Origin of the sequence: Streptomyces sp. NPDC058457 (assembly GCF_042720695.1) — a bacterium.
In the GTDB taxonomy this organism is placed as follows: Bacteria; Actinomycetota; Actinomycetes; order Streptomycetales; family Streptomycetaceae; genus Streptomyces.
Window position 1 is genome coordinate 86,905 of sequence record NZ_JBHXLU010000013.1, and the last position, 20,827, is coordinate 107,731.

Here is a 20,827-nt window from a genome sequence, read left to right on the forward strand (position 1 = left end):
GCCGACCGGGGGCCCGGCGCTCGTCCTGTAAACGCAGCCGACTCCGACACGAGACACTCCGTTCATCCGAATGAAACGTCCGTACCGCCTCATATCGGCTAACCCGCGGTTCCCGGGGATGGCTCGATCTGGTGCAAGGCAGGTGTTCGTGTGGGCGCTCGGCTCGGACTTCGTGTGCTCTCGGTCTACGAGGGTTTTTTCTCCGGGGGAGCCCGGATCGTGCACAGTGATGTGCTGCTCGGCCTGGTAGAGGGCGGACAGCAGTGGCATCGCGTGCTGAGTCTGCACGGTGAGGTCCACCGAGAAGCCACCACGCAGCGCATGGAGGACGACGCCTGTTACCGCGCGCTTACGGCCGGTGGCGTCGAGGTGACGTCGCTGGGCCGCACCGCCGGCCTCGTCGACGGCACCGTCGCGGCGTCGGTTTTCAGCGGGCCCGAGCTGGCCGACACGGCGCGGGCCATGGCCGGTGCGGACGTCATCCTGTCGCTGAAGGAGCAGCCGCTCGCGCTGCTCAACCAGGCCGGGCTGCCCCGCCGCCCCGTCGTCGTCTGCCTGCACCGGTCCGACCCGGAGAACCAGGGCCAGGCGCTGGACGAACTCAAGGCCGCCATCGCGGACGGCACCGTGGTCGCCTGTGTGTGCTGCGCCGAGTCCACCCGGGACGCGTACGAGGCCGCCGGGATCCCCGGCGAACTGCTGCACGTGATCCCGAACGGCGTCGACCTGCTCCGCTTCCGGCCGGACGCGGCGCTGCGGCTCGCCTTCCGCGAGTCCCTCGGCATCTCCGCCACCGCTCCCGACGCCCCCGTCGTCGTGTTCGCCGCCCGGTACGCCGGCATGAAGAACGTGCCGCTCTTCCTGCGGGCGGCCAGGGCGTGGCTGGCCCGCGAGGGCGGTGGGCACGTCGTCATGTGCGGGGCCGGGATGACCGAGGACAACCCCGCCCTCTGGGCCGACATCGAGGTCGCCTTCGGTGCCGACCGGGCCGCCCTCGGCGACCGCGTGCACCTGCTCGGCGTACGGCACGACATGGAGACCGTCTACGCCGGGTCCGACGTCGTCGCCCTCACCTCCGCCTCCGGCGAGGCGGCGCCGCTCTGCCTGATCGAGGGCATGATGTGCGGCGCCGTCCCGGTCACGACGGACGTCGGCGACAGTGCGTCGATCGTCGAGGGGCACGGGTTCGTGACGCCCTTCGACCCCGACGCGATCGCCTTCGCCTGGTCGGCGGCGGTGGCCGACAGGGAGCTCTTCGCTCCGGCGCTGGCGGCGAGCCGCGAGCGGTTCAGCCGTACCCGGATGATCGCCGCCTACGCCGACCTGCTCGACCACGTCGTCGGCGACGTGCGCGACGAACTGCGCCCCGGCGTCACCGGGCAGTAGCACCCCGCCGGTCCGCCTCGCCCGCCGCGACCACCGCGCGGGCGGGGCGGGACGCGGGCCGGCTACCCGGGCAGCGGGTCGTCGCGCAGGACGCCGTAGAGGACGCAGTCCCGCCAGCGGCCGTCCCGGAAGACGGCGGAGCGCATCACACCCTCGCGGGTGAAACCGGCCTTCTCCAGGGCGCGTTGCTCGGCGATGTTCTCCGAATCGGTTTCGGCCTGGATCCGTTGCACCGGGGTGTGGGCGAACAGGTAGCGGACGAGCAGGAGCTGGGCGCGGGTTCCGATGCCCCGGCCACGGGCTTCCGGCGCCAGGGCGATGCCGGCGCTCCAGCAGTGGGACGTGGGGCCGGTCGTCAGCCTGTGCCAGGACACGAAGCCGAACGGGCCGCCGGACGTGGCGCCGTCGGAGGCGTCGACGATCAACTGGCCGCCGTCAGGACCGAGCAGAGCGTTCTCCGCGAAGCGGCGCCGGAAGCGGTCGGGGTCCCGCCAGCCGAACCACTGGAAGTGGCTCGCCGCCTCGGGGTCGAAGAGAAACCGCTCCAGCAGGGGGAGGTCGTCCTCGCGGGCGGGGCGCAGTATCACGGAGGCGTCATCGCTCATCGCGGTCACTTTAGTGTCCGGGCGCGAGAAGAGGCCGTCGGTCCCCCTCCGAACCGGCGGCCCCTGCGCTGCGCGTTCCCTGCCTACCGGGGCAGCACCACGACGTAGGCGGCGGGGTCGCGGTCGCCGGCCGCCATCAGGGCGGTACGGACCACCGCCGCCTGCTGCTCCATCGAATTGCGGAGCTTCTTCGGGGTGACGTACACGACCGTGATGCCGAGCCGCTCCAGGTGCTCCCGCTTGCGGGCGTATTCGGACCACAGGGCGTCCTCGTCCTGACGGGGTGCGCGGGTGTCGAGCTCGACGGCGACCGCCTGCTCCGGCCAGTAGGCGTCGAGGCCGCCCAGGTGGGGGCCGCCGGGCAGCCTCAGGTCCACGTTCCAGACCGGGTCGGGCAGGCCGTACTCGTGGACCATCCGGTAGAGGCGGTCCTCCGCGATGGCCCGGCCCTCGGCGACGAGGGAGTCGACGGCGTCCACCACATGGGGGCGGGCGAGCAGCTTCGCCTGGTTCAGCTCCCTTACCACCGCCGCCGGTTCGCAGTGGCCGCCGCGCACCGCCTCGGTCAGCAGCCGCCGTACCGCGTCCGCGTCGGTGAGGTCCGCCACCGCGTCCGCGAGGGCGCGGGGGACCGGGGCGACCGGGAGGCCCGTCACCGTCTCGGGGGCCGGCAGGGCAGGGGTGCGGAGCACCCGGACGTAGGAGGTGGAGCGCAGCCGGCGCATCCGCGGGACCAGGACGTCCACGTGGTCCAGGGAGAGCAGCGGCGGGGTGGCGGAGAAACCGTGCAGGGTCAGCGCCGCCAGGCCCGTGATCATCGCGTCCGCGTAGACCGGGCGGTGCGGGGAGTCCGGGGTCGGCTGCGCCGGGACGCCCGGGGCGGATTCGCGGGCCGTGAAGAGGAGGGCCCCGTGCAGGCGTTCCTCGCTGGTCGGCGGCCCGGGGTGGAGCAGTACCACGCCTGGCAGCAGTTGCTGCCAGGGGCCGCCCGGCCGGCACTGCTCGGCGATCTCGGTGGCCGCGACGCCGTGCGAGCGGAGCTGGGCCGTCGTCAGCACCCGGCGGTGGACGTCGGAGAGGTGGCGGAGGGGGCGGGGGGAGAGCGGGGTGTTGTGGGTCATGGCCTCGGGATTCCCTGGGCCGGCCGGGTCCTTAACCGGTGTTACGCGTTCGTCGATGAATACGGACAAGGCGGTACTAAAGGACGGGTGTTCGGGTGCCGAGTAGGGACCGGAAACCCCTGGTCCGGATGGGTGGGGACCAGGGGTTACGGCCATGATTGACTGAATTGCGTAACGGTCACCTGGAGGGCGACCTGTGGCCAAAGGTCAGCTCGCGGGGGCCCCTACGGCCTGCGCGTCGCACTCCTGTCCGCGCAGCGTCCGTGCCAGGTCGTCCCGGGCCTCCAGGACCAGGCGGCGCAGCGCCGGGGGCGCGTCGGCGTGGGCCGTCAGCCACGCGTCCGTCGCCTCCAGCGTCTGAGGACGGTCCTGGAGCGAGGGATACAGGCCCCGGACCACGTCCATGCCGATCTGGATCGAGCGGTCCTCCCAGATCCGGGCGATGACCTCGAAGTACTTCTCCGCGTACGGCGCCAGCAGCTCCCGCTGCGACGGCTGGGCGAAGCCCGCGATCGTCGCCTCCACCAGCGCGTTGGACAGCGTCTGCGACTCCACGACCTGCGCCCATGCCTGCGCCTTCACGGCCGCCGACGGGCGGGCGGCCAGGCAGCGCACCTGGTGGCGCTTGCCGGACGCCGTGTCGTCCCGGGCCAGCTCGGCCGCCAGCACGGACTCGTCGGCGAAGCCGTGTGCGGCGAGGGGTTCGAGGAACGCCCAGCGCAGCTCCTGGTCGACGTCCAGACCGTCGATCTTCGCCGTGCCCGCCAGCAGCTCCTGGAGCAGCCGGAAGCCGGATCCGTCCGCCGCCGTCGACGCGAAGAACCGCGCCCAGGCCAGCTGGTGCTCGCCGCCCGGCGCCGCCTGCCGCAGCTCCCGCAGGGCGCCCTCGGCGAGCAGCCGCCCGGCCGTCTCCCGCCCCTGCGGCGCCACATAGTGCACCAGCGCCGACTCCGCCCACGCCTGGAGCATCTGCAGCACGCCGATGTCCGACTCGCGGCTCGCGAACCGCAGCACCAGGTCGACGAAGTCCCGGGCGGGCAGCAGTGCGTCCCGGGTCAGGTTCCACAGCGCCGACCAGCACAGCGCCCGGGCCAGCGGGTCGGTGAGCGAGCCGAGGTGGCCGCGCAGGGTCGCCAGCGACGTCTCGTCGAAACGGATCTTGCAGTAGGTGAGGTCGTCGTCGTTGACCAGGACCAGTTCCGGGGCGTCGGCGCCGGCCAGCTCCGCGACCACCGTGCGCGGGCCGTCGACGTCGGCCTCGGCACGCGCGTACCGGACCAGATCGCCGCCCTCCAGCCGGTACAGACCGATCGCGACCCGGTGCGGACGCAGCTCGGGGTGGTCCGCCGGGGCGATCACAGCGGCCTCCTGCAGCACGGCCAGCTCGGCCACCCTGCCGTCCCCGTCAAGGAGCACCTGTGGGGTCAGCGAGTTCACCCCCGCCGTCTGCAGCCACTTCGCGGCCCAGGCGCTCATGTCCCGGCCGCTGGTCTCCTCGAGGACCGACAGCAGGTCGCCGAGGCGGGTGTTGCCGTACGCGTTGCGCTTGAAGTAGCGGCGGGCACCCTCCAGGAACGCGTCCTGGCCGACGTACGCCACCAGCTGCTTGAGGACCGAGGCGCCCTTGGCGTAGGTGATGCCGTCGAAGTTGAGCTTGGCGTCCTGGAGGTCGCGGATGTCGGCCGTGATCGGGTGCGTGGAGGGCAGCTGGTCGGCACGGTACGCCCAGGCCTTGCGGCGGTTGGCGAAGGTGGTCCAGGCGTTCTCGAAACGGGTCGCGCCGACGTTCGCGAAGGTGCCCATGAAGTCCGCGAAGGACTCCTTCAGCCACAGGTCGTCCCACCACACCATGGTGACCAGGTCGCCGAACCACATGTGCGCCATCTCGTGCAGGATCACGTTGGCGCGCGCCTCGTACGACGCCTGGGTCACCTTGCCCCGGAAGATGTACTCCTCCCGGAAGGTCACCAGGCCCGGGTTCTCCATCGCGCCCAGGTTGTACTCGGGCACGAACGCCTGGTCGTACTTCCCGAACGGGTACGGGTAGTCGAAGCGGTCGTGGAAGAAGTCCAGGCCCTGCTTGGTGATCAGGAAGACGTCGTCCGCGTCGAAGTAGGGGGCGAGGCCCTTGCGGCACAGGGCGCCGAGGGGGATGTCGAGCGTCGTGCCGTCGGGGAACGTCCGGGAGTACGAGTCCGTGACGTAGTGGTACGGCCCCGCCACCACACACGTGATGTACGTCGAGATCGGCTTCGTCTCCGCGAACCGCCACACACCGTCGGCGAGTTCACCCGCCCCGTTGCTCCACACCCGCCACTCCTCGGGCGCCCGCACCTCGAAGCGGAACGGCGCCTTGAGGTCCGGCTGCTCGAAGCCCGCGAAGACCCGGCGGGAGTCGGCCGGCTCGTACTGCGTGTAGAGGTAGACCTCGCCGTCCTCGGGGTCGACGAATCGGTGCAGGCCCTCGCCGGTGCGGGAGTAGGCGCACCGGGCGTCCACCACCAGCTCGTTCTCCGCGGCCAGGTCCTCCAGGGTGATCCGGGTGCCGTCGAAGACCTCGCCGGGGTCGAGGTCCTTGCCGTTCAGGGTCACGGCGGTCACGCTCGGTGCGATCAGGTCCGCGAAGCTCGCGGCCCCCGGCTCGTTGCAGCGGAAGCGGATCGTGGTCACCGAGCGGAAGGTGCGCGGCTCGTCCTGGCCCTCCCCGACGGCGGACCGTACGTCCAGCGACACGTCGTATCCGTCGACCGACAGCAGGGCGGCCCGCTCCCGGGCCTCGTCGCGGGACAGATTCTCACCGGGCACGGGCGGGACTCCCTCATCGTTGTCGGTACGCCGGAACAGCACCGATCCTCCCACGTGCCCCTGACGACGGGCACCCGGGAATGGGGTGGCCGGTGGCGGTGTTGCCGCTGGAAAACGACCGTATTCCGAGGAGAACCATGTCCGAGACCGCGACCGGCTCCGGCAAGACCCCCGTCGACTTCTGGTTCGACCCGCTGTGCCCCTGGGCCTGGATGACCTCCCGGTGGGTCCTGGAGGTGGAGAAGGTCCGCGACATCGAGGTCCGCTGGCACATCATGAGCCTCGCGGTCCTCAACGAGCCCAAGCTCGACGAGCTGCCCGAGGAGTACCGCGAGCTGCTGGAGACCAAGGCGTGGAAGCCGATCCGCGTGGTCACCGCGGCCTGGCAGAAGCACGGCGCCGACATCCTCGGCCCGCTTTACACCGCGCTCGGCACCCGGATCCACAACAACGGCGAGGGCCCGACCCCGGAGGCCATCGCGGGCGCGCTCGCGGACGTCGGCCTGCCGGCCGAGCTGATCGACTACGCCGACCAGGAGGACTTCGAGTTCGACGCCGAGCTGCGCGCCTCCCACAAGGAGGGCATCGACAAGGTCGGCCAGGACGTCGGCACCCCGGTCATCGCGGTCCCCGGCTCCGACGGCGAGCAGATCGCCTTCTTCGGCCCGGTCGTCACCCCCGCCCCCAAGGGCGAGGAGGCGGCCCGCCTGTGGGACGGCACCCTCGCGGTCGCCTCCGTCCCCGGCTTCTACGAGATCAAGCGGACCCGCACCAAGGGCCCCGACTTCAGCAACCTGTAGGTCACCCCGCCGCGCCCGGCGGTCCCGCCGGGCGCGCACCTCTCTTTCCCGACAGCCCCGCGAGCCCCATCCGCCGTTGCGCCATGGGTACATGACGGAGATCGACGCCTCGGTACCGCATTCGGCGCGCATCTGGAACTACTGGCTCGGCGGCAAGGACAACTACGTCGTGGACCAGGAGGCCGGCGACGCCTACACCGCCGTCTTCCCCGGGATCGTGACCGTCGCCCGCAGCAGCCGGCCCTTCCTCGGCCGCAGCATCGGGCATCTCGTCCGCGAGGCCGGCATCCGCCAGTTCCTCGACGGTCGGCACCGGGCTGCCGACCGTCGACAACACCCACGAGGTCGCCCGGGGCATCGCCCCCGAGTCGAGGATCGTGTACGTCGACAACGACCCGTTGGTCCTCGCGCACGCCCGCGCCCTGCTCACCTCCACCGAGGAGGGCGTCACCGCGTACGAGGACCTCAGCCTCTACGAGCCGGAGCGCATCCTGGAGGCCGCGGCCCGCACCCTGGACCTCACGCGCCCCACCGCCCTGATCCTCAGCGGCATCCTCGGCCACGTCGACGGCTACGACCGCGCCCATGACCTGGTCCGCGCCCTGCTGTCCGGCCTGCCCGCCGGCAGCCACCTCTCCGTCAACGACGGCTCCCGCGGCACCGACCCCGCCTACGAGCAGGCGCAGGACGCCTACAACGAGACCGGGGCGGTCCCCTACTACCTGCGTCCCGTCGACCAGATCGAGGGCTACTTCGAGGGCCTGGACCTGGTCGGGCCCGGAGTCGTGTCGGTACCGCTGTGGCGCCCCGAGGCGGACCCGGCCCCCCGGCCGATCGGGCAGCACGGCGGCCTCGGCCGCAAGCCCTGAGGCCCCGCACCGGAAAGCCCCCGCGAGTCTCGTCCTCACGGGGGCTTCCCTCTTTCCGCCTGCCCCCTGTGAGCGGTGAGAAGACGATCACGAGGCAGGGCGTCCCAACGGCTCATGGAGCCAGCAGCAGCACATCCGCCCGGGACCGCGCGGCCGCGTGACGCCTGGCCACGTCCTGCCAGTTGACGACCGCCCACATGGCGTCGATGAAGTCGACCTTCTGGTTGCGGTACTGGAGGTAGAAGGCGTGCTCCCACGCGTCGAAGACCAGGACCGGCACGGAGCCCTGGCCGACGTTGCCCTGGTGGTCGTAGACCTGCTCGACGACCAGCCGCCCGCTCAGCGGCTCGTACGCCAGGACGCCCCAGCCGGAACCCTGGGTGGTGGCCGCCGCCTTGGTGAGCTGGGCCTTGAAGCCCGCGAAGGAACCGAACGACTCGGCGATCGCGTGCGCCAGTTCGCCCACACCGTCCGCCGCGAGCGGCTCGCCGCCACCGCCGTCCTTCGGCCCGGTCATGTTCTGCCAGTAGATGCTGTGCAGGATGTGCCCGGAGAGGTGGAAGGCCAGGTTCTTCTCCAGGCCGTTGACCGACCCCCAGCTCTCCTTGTCCCGCGCCTCCGCCAGCTGCTCCAGCGTGTCGTTGGCACCCTTCACATACGCCGCGTGGTGCTTGTCGTGGTGCAGCTCGATGATCTCGGGACTGATCACGGGCGCGAGCGCGGAGTAGTCGTAGGGCAGTTCAGGAAGCGTGTAGACGGGCATGGGTGTGGGTCCCCTCCGAACCTCTTATTGCAAATAGCTTGCAACTGCAGACTAGCAGCAGGAGGGTCCGGGGTGTTGTCCGGCGCGCACGGGTATGCGCCGGGCCGGGCGCGCGACCTACTATCGAGACTCGTGGAAGGGGGAATCCATGGGGCCGGAGATTGCCGACCTCGCCCAGACGGCGGGCACCACGATGGTGGCTCTGATGGCCACTCAGGCCTGGGAGTCGGCGAGGGATGGAGTGGTCGCCCTCTGGCGGCGCTATCAGCCGGCGAGGGCCGAGGCCGTCGGCGGTGAGCTGGCGGCTGCGCGCGAGGACCTGCTGCTCGCTCGCGCCTCGGGCGACACCGGGACTGAAGCCGAACTGACCGCCGAATGGCAGGCACGGGTCCGTCGGCTGCTGCTCGCACAGCCGGAGGTCGCGGACGAACTGCGCCGCATACTCGGCGAGTTGGAACACCACCTTCCGCAACAGCAGACCACCGTGGAGGTGCGCCTGCGCGCCGAGGTCTCCGGCAGCGGCCGCGTCTACCAGGCCGGCCGCGACCAGCACATCACCGAACGATGAGCGAACTCGGAGCCCGGGCATCGGGGCAGGGCCGGGTCTTCCAGACCTCCGGCGATCAGTACATCGAGGAACATCACCACCACTACGACGCCGGGGCCGCCCCGCTCTTCGGTACCGCACCGCCCCCACCGGCGGTGAGTCCGGCCGGGCCGGACTCCGTACGGGTACCCCTGGTCGGCCGCCCGCCGGGCATCCTGCGCGACCGCGAGGAACTTCTCGGCGTGCTGACGACAGCCTTCGCCGGGGCCGGCAGCGACGTGCACGTCGTGCACGGTATGGGCGGCTGCGGCAAGACAGCTCTGGCGTACCGGCTGTTCACCGAGGCGGTCCGCGCCCACGGCAGGGTGGGCTTCTGGGTGAACGCCTCGGAGCGTATGTCCCTGCGCGCCGGGATGCTGGCGGTCGCGGGCGACCAGGGAGCGACGGCGGGTGAACTCGCCGCAGCCGCGGCGGGACAGCGTGCTGCGTCCGACCTTGTGTGGCACCACTTGGACCAAGCGGTCGAGCCCTGGTTCCTGGTCCTCGACAACGCCGACGACCCGAGTGTGCTGGAGGACGGCGCGTGGCTGCGGACCAGCCCCCGCGGCACGGTCCTGGTCACCACCCGCCATGCCGGATCCCCGCTGTGGCGCGGGCCTGGCGTCTCCCGGCACGCCCTCGGTGTCCTTCCGCTCGATCACGCGGCCCAGGTGCTGTGCGATCTGGCACCGGGCGCGGGCGATCTCGAGTCCGCGCGGAAGGTGGCCGAACGCCTGGGCCGGCTTCCGCTGGCGCTCACCCTGGCGGGATCCCATCTCGCGCACCAGCTGCTGGAGTCGTGGTCCATGGACGAGTACGACCGCAAGCTCGCCGAGGAGTCGACCGGCATCGTGGACCGGGGCGCGGCCGGCCACGGCGGCGGCCAGTCCCGCCACCTGGTCGGCCGTACCTGGCAGTTGTCCCTGAACACCCTGACCCGGCAGGGCCTGCCGGAGGCGACGACGCTGCTGCGGCTGCTGTCCTGCTGGGCGGCGGATTCCGTGCCGCTGGACGTGCTGGCTCCGTTGGCGCGGGGGGTGCAGGCCGTCGAGGGACTCGAACCGGCCCGGGTGGAACCCGCCCTGCGAGCACTGCTCGACCACTCGCTGGCCGAACTGGTCGTCGTGTCCGAGGGGGTGCGCTGTGTCCGCGCGCACGGCGTCCTCCTCGACAGCGTCGCGGCCGGGGTCCCGGACGGACGGCGGCCGGCACTGGTGGAGACGGCGGCCGGGCTGCTGGAGGCGGCGCTGCCGGACCGGGACATCGCCTCACCCGAGGCCCGCGACCGGCTCGGGCTGCTGGCACCCCATGCGGCGGCGCTGCTGAGGGCAGCGCCCGGGGAACGCACCGTCGAACTGGCGGTGCGCGTGGCGCGGCAGGTGTTCGACTCGGGCGACTTCGCCGGCGCTCTCGGGCTCGCTCCGGAGGTCGCCGACCGTGGCGAGGCGCTGCTCGGCGTGCAGCACCCGGTCGCCCTGCAGGCACGCGAAGTGGAGGCCGGAGCCCTGTTCCGGATGGGTCGTTACGCCGAGTCCGAGGAACTGCACCGCCGGGTCCTCGCGCGCCGCGAACTCGTGCTCGGACCCGATCATCCGGACACCCTGCGCAGTTGTGTCGGCCTGCACCAGCCGCTCGACCTCCAGGACCAGGACGAGGAGGCCGAACGCCTGCTCCGCAGGGCACTCGAAGGCCAGCGGCGGGTGCTCGGAGAGCACGCGCCGGAGACCTTGTTCACCTGGGTCTACCTCGCGGAGGTCCTTCCGCAGCTCGGCAAGGAGGCCGAGTTCAGGTCCGAGGTCGGTGCCCTCACCGAGACCTGTGAGCGGGCGCTGCCGCCGGACGACCTCACGACGGTAGGGGCCTACCATTCCTACGGTCTCGGCCTGGTGGCCTTCGGGCGGTACGAGGAGGCGGAGCCCATCGCCCGCCGTGTGCTGGCCGACCGGACGCGGCTCCAGGGGGCCGGTCACCCGGTGGCCGTGTCCGCCCTGTCCCTGAACGCCGTCGTCGCCCACGGTCTGGGCAGACGCCGGGAGGCCCTCACGATACTGAAGAGGGCCGCCGAACTCCGTGCCCAGGCACTCGGCTCCGAGCACCCCTTCGTCGCCTACGACCGTGACCGGCTTGCCGCCTGGGAGGCCGAGGCCGGAACCTGATCAGCTCCGGCCTTCCGCCGCCGCTGCCGCGCGTAGCCCACCGCCGCCAGGACGGCCGTCATCCCGCCCGTGTAGTACAGCTGTACGCGGGTGTCCGCCTCGTGGGCCATCAGGACGAGGATCGCGGCCATGCCCGCCAGCGCCAGCCAGGTCAGGTACGGGAACGCCCACCTGCGCACGACCGGTTTCCCGGGGGTGCGGCGGCGCAGCAGCAGCTGGGAGACGGCGATGAGGACCCAGACGACCAGGATCACCGCGCCGATCATGTTCAGCAGCCAGGGGAAGACGTCGTCCGGGCGCCAGTAGCTGAGCACGACACAGACGAAACCGAAGACGCAGGAGGTCAGGACCGCCAGGCGCGGGACGCCGCCGGAGAGCCTGCCGAGCGTCCGCGGGCCCTGGCCGCGCTCCACCAGGGAGTGGGCGATGCGCGAGGAGCCGTAGATGTTCGCGTTCATCGCGGAGAGCAGGGCGGCCAGCACGACGACGTTCATGAGCTGACCCGCGCCGGGGATGCCCAGCCGGTCCAGGGCGGCCACGTACGGGCCCTTCTCGACGAGCTCCGCCGAGTCCCAGGGGACCAGGGTGACGATGACCGCCATCGAGCCGATGTAGAAGAGCGCGATGCGCCACATCGCGGTGCGGACCGCGCTCGCCACGCCCCGGACCGGGTCCTCGGACTCGGCCGCCGCGATGGTGACCGTCTCCAGGCCGCCGTACGCGAAGATCGAGGCCAGGATGCCGATCATCAGGCCCTCGCTGCCGTGCGGCAGGAAGTCGGTCAGGTTCGAGGTGCCCGGGGAGTCGGTGCCGGGCAGCGCACCGGCGAGCGCCAGGACGCCGAGGACCAGGAAGAGGCTGATCGCGCCGACCTTCAGCGCCGCGAACCAGAACTCGAACTCGCCGAAGTTGCGCACCGCGGCCAGGTTCGTGGCGCAGAAGACGACCATGAAGAGGGCCACCCACGCCCACTCGGGCGTCCCCGGCAGCCAGCCCGTGACGATCTTCGCGGCACCGATGCCCTCCAGGCCCACGGCCGTGCAGAGGAGCACCCAGAACGACCAGCCGGCCGTGAAGCCCGCCCACGGCCCGATCGCCCGCTCCGCGTGCGTCGAGAACGAGCCCGACGACGGATACGCGGCCGACATCTCGCCCAGCATCCGCATCACCAGCATCACGAGGAGCCCGGAGAGGGTGTAGGCGATGACGACGGACGGCCCGGCGGCGGCGATGGCGGCGCCGGAGCCGACGAAGAGACCCGCGCCGATGACCCCGCCCAGGGCGATCATCGACAGGTGGCGCTGCTTGAGGCCGGAAGAGAGGCCGGGGGAGAGGGCGGGGGAAGGGGAGACACCGTCGGCGGGGTGCGTCGGCGGTGTCTCGACCGGGGTGCTGCTGTGCGGCATGGGCGCGGCTCGTCCAATGCGTGAGATGGGCAAAAACGCCCATAGTGTGGGCAGCCTCCCCGCTGTCCCGGGGAGGCTGCCCATTATCCGGACGCGCCGTCAACGCACCGTGTTCACCCGGCTACGGGAGTGTAGTGCGAGGCGTCGCCCTCGATCGAGTAGCTCTCCTTGCCCTCGATGCCGGCCGGGACGTCACCGGCGACGGTGACGCGGTTGAGGCGGCGCGGCCGGCCGTCGTAGTTGTCGATGGCGTAGTGCTGGGTGATGCGGTTGTCGAACAGGACGAGCTGGTTGGGGGACCAGCGGTGGCGCAGGATGTTCTCGGGGCGGGTGACGTACGCCTGCAGCAGGTCGAGGACCTTGCGGGACTCGTCCTTCGACAGGCCGACGATCCGCTGCGCGAACCCCCCGATGAACAGGCCGCGTTCACCGGTCAGCGGGTGCACCCGGACGACCGGGTGGACCGTGCGGAACTTGATCGACGTGAACTGGGCGCGCTGGGCGGCCTGCTCAGCGTCGATCTCCTCGTCCGGTACGGCGTAGTCGTAGTCGTTGGTGTGCTCCGCCCACAGCGTGTCGGCCAGCGCGCGCAGCGGCTCGGGCAGGTCGCGGTAGGCGGCGGCCGAACTGGCGATCAGGGTCTCGCCGCCGTACGGCGGGATCGTGATGGAGCGCAGGGTGCTGGCCTGGGGCGGGTTCAGGACGAACGTCACGTCGGTGTGCCAGTGGTTGGCCCGGCCGCGCTCGCTGTCGACGGGCAGCACGTTCGGGGCGCCGTCGACGGCGGGCACCGTCGGGTGCGCGGTGGTGAGGTCGCCGAAGTGCCGGGCGAAGGCCTCCTGGCCCTCGTCGTCGAGGTTCACGTCGTCGAAGACCAGGGCCTTGTGGACGTTCAGGGCCTCACGGATCGCGGCGACCTGCTCCTCGTCCAGCGGCTTGGAGATGTCCACGCCCAGGACCTGGGCGCCTATGTTCGCGGTGACCTTGCGGATCTCGATGGACATGCGGGGGCGTCCTTTCAGACGTTCGGGGCTTCGGGGCTTCGGGGCTTCGGGGCTTCGGGCCTTCCGGGCTTTCAGGGCTTTCAGGCGGTGGCGAGTGCGGGAGTGACGTACTGGTTGGCGGGGCGGGGCAGGCCGTAGCGCTCCCGCAGGGTCCGGCGCGGGCCGTAGCCGGTGCGCAGCAGGCCGCGGGTGCGCAGGATCGGGACGACGTGGTCGACGAAGGTCTCCAGGCCGGAGGGGAGCACGGGCGGCATGATGTTGAAGCCGTCGGCGGCGCCCTGGGTGAACCAGGTCTCGATCGCGTCGGCGACCTGCTCCGGGGTCCCGGCGAAGGTCAGGTGCCCGCGGCCGCCGCCGAGCCGCCCGATCAGCTGCCGCACGGTGAGCCGCTCACGGCGGGCGAGTGCGACGATCAGCGTGTAGCGGCTCTTGGCGCCCTCGATGGCGTCCTCGGGCGGCAGGTCGGCGGGGAGCTGGGCGTCCAACTCCAGGGCACCGGACGGGAGATGGAGCAGCCGTTCCAGGTTGGCGACCCCGTGCCGGTGCACGATGTGGTCCTCCAGGAGCTGCTCGTGCGCCCGCGCCTCGGCCTCGGTCGAGCCGATGACGGGGACGATGCCCGGCAGCACCTTGATGTGGTCCGGGTCCCGGTCGGCCGCGGCCGTACGTGCCTTGAGGTCGGCGTAGAACGCCCGCGCCTCCTCGATGGTCTGCTGCGCGGTGAACACGGCCTCCGCGTACCGGGCCGCGAACGCCTTGCCGTCCTCGCTGGAGCCCGCCTGCACGAGCAGCGGGTAACCCTGCGGGGAGCGGGGCACGTTGAGGGCGCCCTCGACACTGAAGTACGTGCCCCGGTGCCGGGGCGGGTGGATCTTCGCGTCGTCGCCCCAGACCCCGGAGGCCTTGTCGGCGACGATCGCGTCGTCCTCCCAGCTGTCCCAGAGCTTCAGGGCCACGTCGAGGAACTCGGCGGCCCGCGCGTACCGTTCGGCGTGCGCGGGCTCCTCGTCGATACCGAAGTTGCGGGCCGCCTCCGCCCCCGCCGTGGTGACGATGTTCCAGCCGGCCCGCCCGCCGCTGATGATGTCCAGCGAGGCGAACTTGCGGGCCAGGTTGTAGGGGGAGTTGTAGGAGGTGGAGGCGGTGGCGATCAGGCCGATGTGCTCGGTGGCCGTGGCCAGCGCGGTGAGCAGGGTGAGCGGCTCCAGGGCCCCGGCGGGGCGCTGCGCGACGCTGCCCCACAGGTGCGGCCCGTCGGCGAGGAAGAGCGAGTCGAAGGTGCCGCGCTCGGCGGTCCGGGCCAGCCGCACGTAGTGCGCGAGGTCGACGTGCGCGTAGGGGTCGCTCTCGGGAAGGCGCCAGGAGGCTTCGTGGTGGCCGGTGGTCATGAGGAAGGCGTTGAGGTGGAGCTGGCGGGTCATGCGGGGTCCTCCGTGACGCCGAGGGCGGCGAGCAGTTGTTTCCGGTACGCGTCGCGCGGACGCTCGTGATCGACGGTCAGGTCGAGGCCGATCCGGCCCCGCTCCAGGACGAGCACCCGGTCGGCGAGGACGATCGCCTCGTCGACGTCGTGGGTGACGAGCAGCACGGACGGCCGGTGCCGTTTCCACAGTTCGCGCAGCAGGTGGTGCATCCTGATCCGGGTGAGCGCGTCCAGCGCGCCGAACGGCTCGTCGGCGAGGAGCAGTTCGGGCTCGCGGACCAGGGACCGGGCGAGCGCGGCACGCTGCGCCTCGCCGCCGGACAGCTCGCCCGGCCAGGCCCGTTCGCGGCCCGCGAGCCCGACCTCGGTCAGCGCCGAGCGGCCCTTCTCGTGGGCGTCCCTGCCGTCCAGACCCAGCACCACGTTGTCCAGCACCCGGCGCCAGGGCAGCAGCCGGGAGTCCTGGAAGACCACCGACACCCGTTCCGGGGCGGTGAGCCGCCCGCTGCCGGTGACCCCGTGGTCGAGTCCGGCGACGGCCCGCAGCAGGGTGCTCTTGCCGGAGCCGCTGTGCCCGAGCAGGGCGGTGAACTGCCCGGCCGGCAGGTCGAGGTCGATGCCGTCGAGGACCTTGCGGTCCCCGAACGACCGGGTCAGGCCCCGGATCTGAACGGTGGGGCGGGTCAGCTGCTCAGTGTGCGGCGCCACGACAGCACCCTCCGTTCGATGATCCGGACCACGGTGTCGGAGGCGAGGCCGAAGACGCCGTAGATCAGCAGACCGACGAGGATGATGTCGCTGCGCCCGTAGTTCTGGGCCTGGAACATCATGTAGCCGAGGCCGCTGGTGGCGTTGATCTGCTCCAGGACGACCAGGCCGAGCCAGGAGCCGGTGACGCCGAGCCGGAGCCCCACGAAGAATCCGGGCAGCGCGCCGGGGATCACGATCTGCCGGATGAACCGGAGCCGCGACAGGTCCAGCACCTCGGCGAGTTCGACGTACCGGCTGTCGATGGCGGACAGCGCGGCATGGGTGTTGAGGTAGATCGGTATGTAGACGACGATCGCGATGATGGCGATCTTGAAGGTCTCGCCGATGCCCAGCCAGAGGATGAACAGCGGGATCAGACCGAGGGTGGGGATCGCCCGGTTGATCTGCACGGTCCCGTCGATCAGCGCCTCGCCGGTGCGGCTGAGCCCGGAGGCCAGGGCCAGCAGCACCCCGGCGGTCAGGCCGATCGCGAATCCGTACCCGGCCCGCTCCACGGAGGTCAGGATGTCGGTGCGCAGCGTCCCGGCCGTCCACAGGTGGACGGCGGTGTCCAGGACGGTCCAGGGCGCCGGGATCGCGCCGGGGTCGAGCTGCCCGGCGGCGGAGGCGATCGCCCAGGCGGCGAGGACGACGAGCGGACCGGCGAGCCGGGCGGCGGGCAGCCGGCGGCCGGGGGAGAGCCGGCGGCGCGGCCGGACCCGGTGCGCCTCGTCCTCCGCGACGGGAACCGGCACGGTACCGGTGGTCACGGCGGTCATTTCCGGTACTCCGCCGGTACGGCCTTCGCGGCGATGGACTCGAAGCGGTGGTCGAAGAGCGAGGAGACATCGGTCTTCTTCACGAACCCGCCCTCCGCCAGCAGATCCGCGGTCTCCTGCTCCCACTTGACCGCCTCGTCCCAACTGGGCGGGAACAGAGGCTTGTTGGCGAGCTTGGTGATGCCCTGGGCCTGCGCGAGGGTCAGGTTCTGGGTCTTGACGTAGAACTCCTCGTTCCAGGTGTCCGGGTTCTCCCACTGCCAGACCAGGCCCTTGGCCCACTGCGGGATGTACGCGGCGACCGCCGCCGCCTTGGCCTTGTCGTTCAGCACCGACTGCGGCGCCCACAGCAGGTTGAGCAGGTCGACGACGTCGGTGGCGATGGTGTGGGCGCCCTTCGAGCCGTACTGCTGGAGATAGGCCGGCGCCTGGGTGTTGGCCAGCGGGGCCACGTCCACCTGCCCGGACTGCAGGGCGGTGAGGAACTGGTTGCTGGTCAGCGGGACCAGCTTCACGTCGTCGTAGGCGAGCCCGGCCTCCTTGAGCGCCCGCAGCAGTACGACACCCTGCGCCTGCCCCTGCGAGAAGGCGAGCTTCTTTCCCTTGAATTCGGCGACCGTGCGGATGTCGCTGCCGGGCTTGGTGGCGAACAGGTAGTTCGGCTTACGGGTGATGTTGATCGCCACGATCTTCGTCGCGAACCCCTGGTACTGCGCCTGGATCGGCGGGATACCCGCATTGTTCGCGAGGTCCAGGGACTTCGCGCGGAACGCGTTGATGACGTCGGGACCGGCCCCGATGTTCACCCAGCTGGACACCGTGAACGGCAGCGCCGGCAGTTTCGCCAGCTTGAACTGCAACTGCTGGGTGCTCAGATAGGAGGCGATCTTCAGGCTGGTGCCGGACGGCACCCTGGCGGCCAGCGGAGCGGTCGAGGCGCCCGCGGTGTCGGCGGCGGCACTGCCGCCCGCGCAGCCGCTCAGCCCGGCCACGGCCGCCGAGGCGCCGAGCAGTGAGGTCAGGAAGAGCCGGCGGTCGATGCCGGGAGAGGACGCAGAAGGCATGGGTGTGCTCCGGGGAGAAAAGCAGCAGAAAGGCAGGGCGAATTCCCGGCGACAGAGGGCCGGAAAGAGAGATCTCACGCAGAGGGAAATGCGCGCCCGGGGCGCGTCAAGACGTCAGCAACAGAGGGTGCGACAGGTCATGACCAGGATGTTCCTTGCCGTGCGCGACGGCTGTCAATATTCCGAGTTTCTGAATTAAATAAGCTCTGGTGACAGGGCCGGAACTGCCGTGGGGGCCGTCGGCGACGAGGCGCTCAGCGGGTCCCGGTACAGCACGTCCAGGACCACCGAACCGCCCGCCACCGCCAGCACGGAGGCGCCGAAACTGGTCGGCGCGACCACGGCCGCCCGCTCCGTCCCGACCGCCTCCCGCAGCGCGCGCAGACAGTCCTCGCGGTACAGCACGCCGACCTCGGTGACGACCACGCTCTCCGGGTTGAGGACGTCGAGCAGCAGCGCCGCCGCCCGCCCGGTCAGCCGTGCCCGCTCCACCAGCAGCCCCGCGGCCGCCGGGTCGCCGGCCCCGGCCGCCGCGAGGACGTCCATCGGGTTGCCGCCGTCCGTCACCCCGGCCGCCCGGGCCCGCCGCACCAGCGTGCGTTCGCTGAGCTCCACCTGGAGGCAGCCGGTACGTCCGCAGTCGCAGGGCTCGGTGCCGCCCGGCACCGGGAGATGGGTGATCATGCCGGCCTGGGAGCGCGGGCCGTGGTGCACCTCGTCGCCGGTGGCGAAGGCCGCGTCGACCACGTTCCCGACGAACAGGTGCAGCACGCTCCGGCTGCCCCGGGCCCTCCCGAACAGCCGCTCCCCGTTGACCAGCGCCCGCGCGTGGCCGTCCACATGGACCGGCAGCCCGGTGTGCGCGCCGAGCAGTTCGCGCACCGGCACCTCGCGCCAGCCGAGGAGCGGATGCTCGACGACGGTCCCGGAGTCCCGGTCCACCCAGCCGCCGACGGCGACCCCGACGCCCAGCGGCCGGCTGCCGGGCACCTCGGCGAGCAGCGCGGCGAGCCCCGCGGCGGCGCGCGCCAGCACCCTGCGCGGGTCGGCGGAGCGGTGCTTCAACTCCCGCCGTACGACGACCCGTCCGCGCAGGTCGAGCAGTGCGACCGTGGTGTACGGCACGGCCACGTGCACCCCGCCGACCACGAACCGCGAGTCGTCCAGGTCGACCGGGACGTGCGGCCGGCCCACGCCCTTGGCGCGCTGCGGCGTCTCGGTCTCCCGGATCAGGCCGAGTTCGGTGAACCGGGCGCAGTAGTCGGTGACGGAGGCCGGGGACAGCCCGGTCAGCCGGGCGATGGTGGAGCGGGCGACCGGCCCGTGCTCGAGCACCGAGCGGAGGACCACACTGGCACTGGTCCGCCGCCGGTCACGGGGCGCGGGGGTGAGCGGGGGTGCCGCGGTACGGGGCATGGGAAACCGTCCTCGGGAACGGGGCCGACACGTCTCGGACGTCGAGGCGCGCCGGACCGGTCTCCCGCCGCGCGGCCTCAGGGCGTACGGCGACAGGTGGCAGCCCCCTGGCGTCGCAGGTCGACATAGCGACGCGACGTGAAGTTCCGGGACTGGGCGACCATGTCCGGAAGCGTAGGCCAGAAACCTCGAATCCCACCAGACCGCTGGGATTCGATTGGTGGAACTCCACAGGCCTGTTCAATGCCGTTGACGTGACTGAAACATCCCTGCCTCAGTGATCGGCGTCACCCCGTACCGCATGTAACCCACATCCTTTGTGGGGAGCCCACCAAGTGCCGCTTCCGGCCTTTGTCGATCGCTGACGTGTCCGGCTCAGACGGCCCGGGATAGCGTCACGGTGTCCCTTGCCTGCCCCCACCCCGCGGAGTCCCCATGAGCACCGCCACCGCCGCCGCGTCGACCCGCACCGGCACCGTCCTCGCCGACCTCCTGCCCGCGTCCCGGGTGCGCGACGTGGCCCTCGTGGCCGGCGGCGCCGCGCTCACCGGCCTCGCCGCCCAGATCGCGGTCCCCGTGCCCGGTTCCCCGGTCCCGGTGACCGGCCAGACCTTCGCGGCCCTGCTCGTCGGCACCGCCCTCGGCGCCCGCCGCGGCCTGCTCTCCCTCGCCCTGTACGCGCTGGCCGGCCTCGCGGGCGTGCCCTGGTTCGCGAGCGGTACCTCCGGCGTCTCCGTCTCCTTCGGCTACATCCTCGGCATGATGCTCGCCTCCGCCGTCGTCGGCGCCCTGGCCCGGCGCGGTGCCGACCGCGGTGTGCTGCGGATGGCGGGCACGATGCTGCTCGGCGAGGCGGTCATCTACGCCGTCGGCGTGCCCTACCTGGCCTACGCCGCCGACATGTCCGCGTCCGCGGCGATCGCGGCCGGCCTCACCCCGTTCCTGATCGGCGACGCCGTGAAGGCGGCCCTCGCGATGGGCGCGGTCCCCACGGCGTGGAAGCTCGTCGACAAGCGCTGACCCGGCACGACCGCAGCGGGGCCCCGGTTGCTTCGGCACCCGGGGCCCCACTTCCGTTCGGGGTGTTACGACCGCTGCCGTGGCCGCCGCTGCGACCACCACACCCCCGCCGCCCCGGCCGCGATCAGCGCCGCCCCGGCCGCGCCGAGCGGCAGCACGTCACGTCCCGCACCGGTCTTCGGCAGCTGGTCGCCGCTCGGCCCCACCGGCTTGTTGTCGGTACCGAGGAGCAGCGGGGTGGCCGGGGCGTTCGGCGACGGGTTCGTCGTACCGAACGGCACCGGGCCCTGCTGCCAGAACGTCTTCTTCCCGTCCGCGCTCTGCACGGGCAGACAGATCTTCCCGGTCTTGCCGAGGTCGAACGTGGCGTCCACGGCGTACGACTTCGACCTGCCCGCGCCGAGCGCGCCGACGGGGCAGCTGAACGCACTGTTCGAACCGGCCGGCAGGTCCTTTGCCGCGACGGCGTCGCAGCCTTGCACGCCGGTGACCTTCAGTCCGTCGAAACCGACCACCAAAAGCCTGATGTCGCCGCTGTCCTTGGTCCCTTCGTTCTTGACGGTGGCGGTGATCGCCGTTTTCTGCGAACTGTTGTCGACCGAGATCTTCTCGGGCAGTGTGGTCGTCAGCTTCACGCCGTCCGCTGCCTGGTCAACCGCCTTTCCCCCCTTGCTGCTTCCCGGTCCCTGGTCATCGGCGACGGCGGTGAACGGCAGGATCATCACGGCCGAAAAAGATGCCGTGACCAGCGACCCCGTGACCACGGCCAGCCGCCGGGCCGTACGACGAGAACTCATGTTCGTCCCCCTTGCAACCCCCTGGACCGCGCCTGAATTCGCGGCCACTTGAAGAGGTACCACAAGATTTCTCCGCA

At 71.6% G+C, this 20,827-nt stretch carries 17 protein-coding genes and 1 pseudogene; 6 read left to right on the forward strand and 12 right to left on the reverse strand.

What is annotated here, in order from left to right; genetic code table 11:
* Window positions 1-174: 174 nt before the first annotated feature.
* Complete coding sequence (locus ACFWPS_RS13845) at window positions 175-1,386, forward strand: glycosyltransferase (protein ID WP_383704587.1); 1,212 nt, start codon at window positions 175-177, stop codon at window positions 1,384-1,386.
* A 62-nt stretch (window positions 1,387-1,448) separates the two neighbouring features.
* Here the strand turns inward: ACFWPS_RS13845 and ACFWPS_RS13850 are convergent, their stop codons facing one another.
* From ACFWPS_RS13850 to pepN, 3 genes are all read right to left on the reverse strand, one after another.
* A complete protein-coding gene (locus ACFWPS_RS13850; RefSeq protein ID WP_383704461.1) occupies window positions 1,449-1,991 on the reverse strand; it encodes a GNAT family N-acetyltransferase in 543 nt (180 codons plus the stop codon).
* 83 nt (window positions 1,992-2,074) lie between these two features.
* On the reverse strand, window positions 2,075-3,112 hold the full coding sequence (locus ACFWPS_RS13855; RefSeq protein ID WP_383704463.1) for a hypothetical protein: 1,038 nt from the start codon (window positions 3,110-3,112) through the stop codon (window positions 2,075-2,077).
* A gap of 207 nt (window positions 3,113-3,319) precedes the next feature.
* Complete coding sequence (pepN, locus tag ACFWPS_RS13860; RefSeq protein ID WP_383704465.1) at window positions 3,320-5,917, reverse strand: aminopeptidase N; 2,598 nt, start codon at window positions 5,915-5,917, stop codon at window positions 3,320-3,322.
* A gap of 137 nt (window positions 5,918-6,054) precedes the next feature.
* Here pepN and ACFWPS_RS13865 point away from each other — a divergent pair, with 137 nt between their 5' ends.
* Window positions 6,055-6,717 (forward strand): DsbA family protein, encoded by a 663-nt coding sequence (locus tag ACFWPS_RS13865; RefSeq protein WP_383704467.1) that lies wholly within the window; start codon window positions 6,055-6,057, stop codon window positions 6,715-6,717.
* A gap of 91 nt (window positions 6,718-6,808) precedes the next feature.
* Window positions 6,809-7,586 (forward strand): annotated as a pseudogene (locus ACFWPS_RS13870) (SAM-dependent methyltransferase).
* A gap of 112 nt (window positions 7,587-7,698) precedes the next feature.
* Here ACFWPS_RS13870 and ACFWPS_RS13875 read toward each other — a convergent pair.
* Window positions 7,699-8,349 (reverse strand): superoxide dismutase, encoded by a 651-nt coding sequence (locus tag ACFWPS_RS13875; protein ID WP_383704469.1) that lies wholly within the window; start codon window positions 8,347-8,349, stop codon window positions 7,699-7,701.
* 148 nt (window positions 8,350-8,497) lie between these two features.
* On the opposite strand from ACFWPS_RS13875, the gene ACFWPS_RS13880 reads away from it, so the two are divergent.
* Both ACFWPS_RS13880 and ACFWPS_RS13885 read left to right on the forward strand, forming a co-directional pair.
* A complete protein-coding gene (locus tag ACFWPS_RS13880; protein ID WP_383704471.1) occupies window positions 8,498-8,917 on the forward strand; it encodes a hypothetical protein in 420 nt (139 codons plus the stop codon).
* Complete coding sequence (locus tag ACFWPS_RS13885) at window positions 8,914-11,091, forward strand: tetratricopeptide repeat protein (RefSeq protein WP_383704473.1); 2,178 nt, start codon at window positions 8,914-8,916, stop codon at window positions 11,089-11,091. The genes ACFWPS_RS13880 and ACFWPS_RS13885 overlap by 4 nt, the downstream gene beginning before the upstream one ends.
* Here the strand turns inward: ACFWPS_RS13885 and ACFWPS_RS13890 are convergent.
* From ACFWPS_RS13890 to ACFWPS_RS13920, 7 genes are all read right to left on the reverse strand, one after another.
* On the reverse strand, window positions 11,043-12,497 hold the full coding sequence (locus tag ACFWPS_RS13890) for an amino acid permease (RefSeq protein ID WP_383704475.1): 1,455 nt from the start codon (window positions 12,495-12,497) through the stop codon (window positions 11,043-11,045). The genes ACFWPS_RS13885 and ACFWPS_RS13890 overlap by 49 nt on opposite strands.
* A 113-nt stretch (window positions 12,498-12,610) precedes the next feature.
* Complete coding sequence (locus tag ACFWPS_RS13895) at window positions 12,611-13,501, reverse strand: TauD/TfdA dioxygenase family protein (protein ID WP_383704477.1); 891 nt, start codon at window positions 13,499-13,501, stop codon at window positions 12,611-12,613.
* A gap of 80 nt (window positions 13,502-13,581) precedes the next feature.
* A complete protein-coding gene (locus ACFWPS_RS13900; RefSeq protein WP_383704479.1) occupies window positions 13,582-14,922 on the reverse strand; it encodes an LLM class flavin-dependent oxidoreductase in 1,341 nt (446 codons plus the stop codon).
* Window positions 14,919-15,632, reverse strand: a complete 714-nt coding sequence (locus tag ACFWPS_RS13905) for an ABC transporter ATP-binding protein (protein ID WP_383704481.1) — start codon at window positions 15,630-15,632, stop codon at window positions 14,919-14,921. Before ACFWPS_RS13905 ends, ACFWPS_RS13900 begins: the two co-directional genes overlap by 4 nt.
* A complete protein-coding gene (locus ACFWPS_RS13910) occupies window positions 15,608-16,453 on the reverse strand; it encodes an ABC transporter permease (RefSeq protein ID WP_383704483.1) in 846 nt (281 codons plus the stop codon). Before ACFWPS_RS13910 ends, ACFWPS_RS13905 begins: the two co-directional genes overlap by 25 nt.
* Window positions 16,450-17,517 (reverse strand): ABC transporter substrate-binding protein, encoded by a 1,068-nt coding sequence (locus tag ACFWPS_RS13915; RefSeq protein WP_383704485.1) that lies wholly within the window; start codon window positions 17,515-17,517, stop codon window positions 16,450-16,452. The genes ACFWPS_RS13910 and ACFWPS_RS13915 overlap by 4 nt, the downstream gene beginning before the upstream one ends.
* A gap of 195 nt (window positions 17,518-17,712) precedes the next feature.
* Entirely contained in the window at window positions 17,713-18,933 is a 1,221-nt protein-coding gene (locus ACFWPS_RS13920) for an ROK family protein (protein WP_383704487.1), read from the reverse strand.
* 435 nt (window positions 18,934-19,368) lie between these two features.
* Here ACFWPS_RS13920 and ACFWPS_RS13925 point away from each other — a divergent pair, with 435 nt between their 5' ends.
* Entirely contained in the window at window positions 19,369-19,953 is a 585-nt protein-coding gene (locus tag ACFWPS_RS13925) for a biotin transporter BioY (RefSeq protein WP_383704489.1), read from the forward strand.
* A gap of 65 nt (window positions 19,954-20,018) precedes the next feature.
* On the opposite strand, the gene ACFWPS_RS13930 is transcribed toward ACFWPS_RS13925, so the two are convergent.
* Complete coding sequence (locus tag ACFWPS_RS13930; protein WP_383704491.1) at window positions 20,019-20,750, reverse strand: LPXTG cell wall anchor domain-containing protein; 732 nt, start codon at window positions 20,748-20,750, stop codon at window positions 20,019-20,021.
* Window positions 20,751-20,827: the final 77 nt, after the last annotated feature.

Bases quoted from the DNA above. Each gene is read 5' to 3' on its own strand.
- ACFWPS_RS13915 (WP_383704485.1), bottom strand. From the start codon at position 17,517: ATGCCTTCTGCGTCCTCTCCCGGCATCGACCGCCGGCTCTTCCTGACC.
- ACFWPS_RS13890 (WP_383704475.1), bottom strand. From the start codon at position 12,497: ATGCCGCACAGCAGCACCCCGGTCGAGACACCGCCGACGCACCCCGCC.
- ACFWPS_RS13925 (WP_383704489.1), top strand. From the start codon at position 19,369: ATGAGCACCGCCACCGCCGCCGCGTCGACCCGCACCGGCACCGTCCTC.
- ACFWPS_RS13855 (WP_383704463.1), bottom strand. From the start codon at position 3,112: ATGACCCACAACACCCCGCTCTCCCCCCGCCCCCTCCGCCACCTCTCC.
- ACFWPS_RS13865 (WP_383704467.1), top strand. From the start codon at position 6,055: ATGTCCGAGACCGCGACCGGCTCCGGCAAGACCCCCGTCGACTTCTGG.
- ACFWPS_RS13910 (WP_383704483.1), bottom strand. From the start codon at position 16,453: ATGACCGCCGTGACCACCGGTACCGTGCCGGTTCCCGTCGCGGAGGAC.
- ACFWPS_RS13895 (WP_383704477.1), bottom strand. From the start codon at position 13,501: ATGTCCATCGAGATCCGCAAGGTCACCGCGAACATAGGCGCCCAGGTC.
- ACFWPS_RS13850 (WP_383704461.1), bottom strand. From the start codon at position 1,991: ATGAGCGATGACGCCTCCGTGATACTGCGCCCCGCCCGCGAGGACGAC.
- ACFWPS_RS13900 (WP_383704479.1), bottom strand. From the start codon at position 14,922: ATGACCCGCCAGCTCCACCTCAACGCCTTCCTCATGACCACCGGCCAC.
- ACFWPS_RS13885 (WP_383704473.1), top strand. From the start codon at position 8,914: ATGAGCGAACTCGGAGCCCGGGCATCGGGGCAGGGCCGGGTCTTCCAG.
- ACFWPS_RS13930 (WP_383704491.1), bottom strand. From the start codon at position 20,750: ATGAGTTCTCGTCGTACGGCCCGGCGGCTGGCCGTGGTCACGGGGTCG.
- ACFWPS_RS13880 (WP_383704471.1), top strand. From the start codon at position 8,498: ATGGGGCCGGAGATTGCCGACCTCGCCCAGACGGCGGGCACCACGATG.
- ACFWPS_RS13920 (WP_383704487.1), bottom strand. From the start codon at position 18,933: ATGCCCCGTACCGCGGCACCCCCGCTCACCCCCGCGCCCCGTGACCGG.
- ACFWPS_RS13875 (WP_383704469.1), bottom strand. From the start codon at position 8,349: ATGCCCGTCTACACGCTTCCTGAACTGCCCTACGACTACTCCGCGCTC.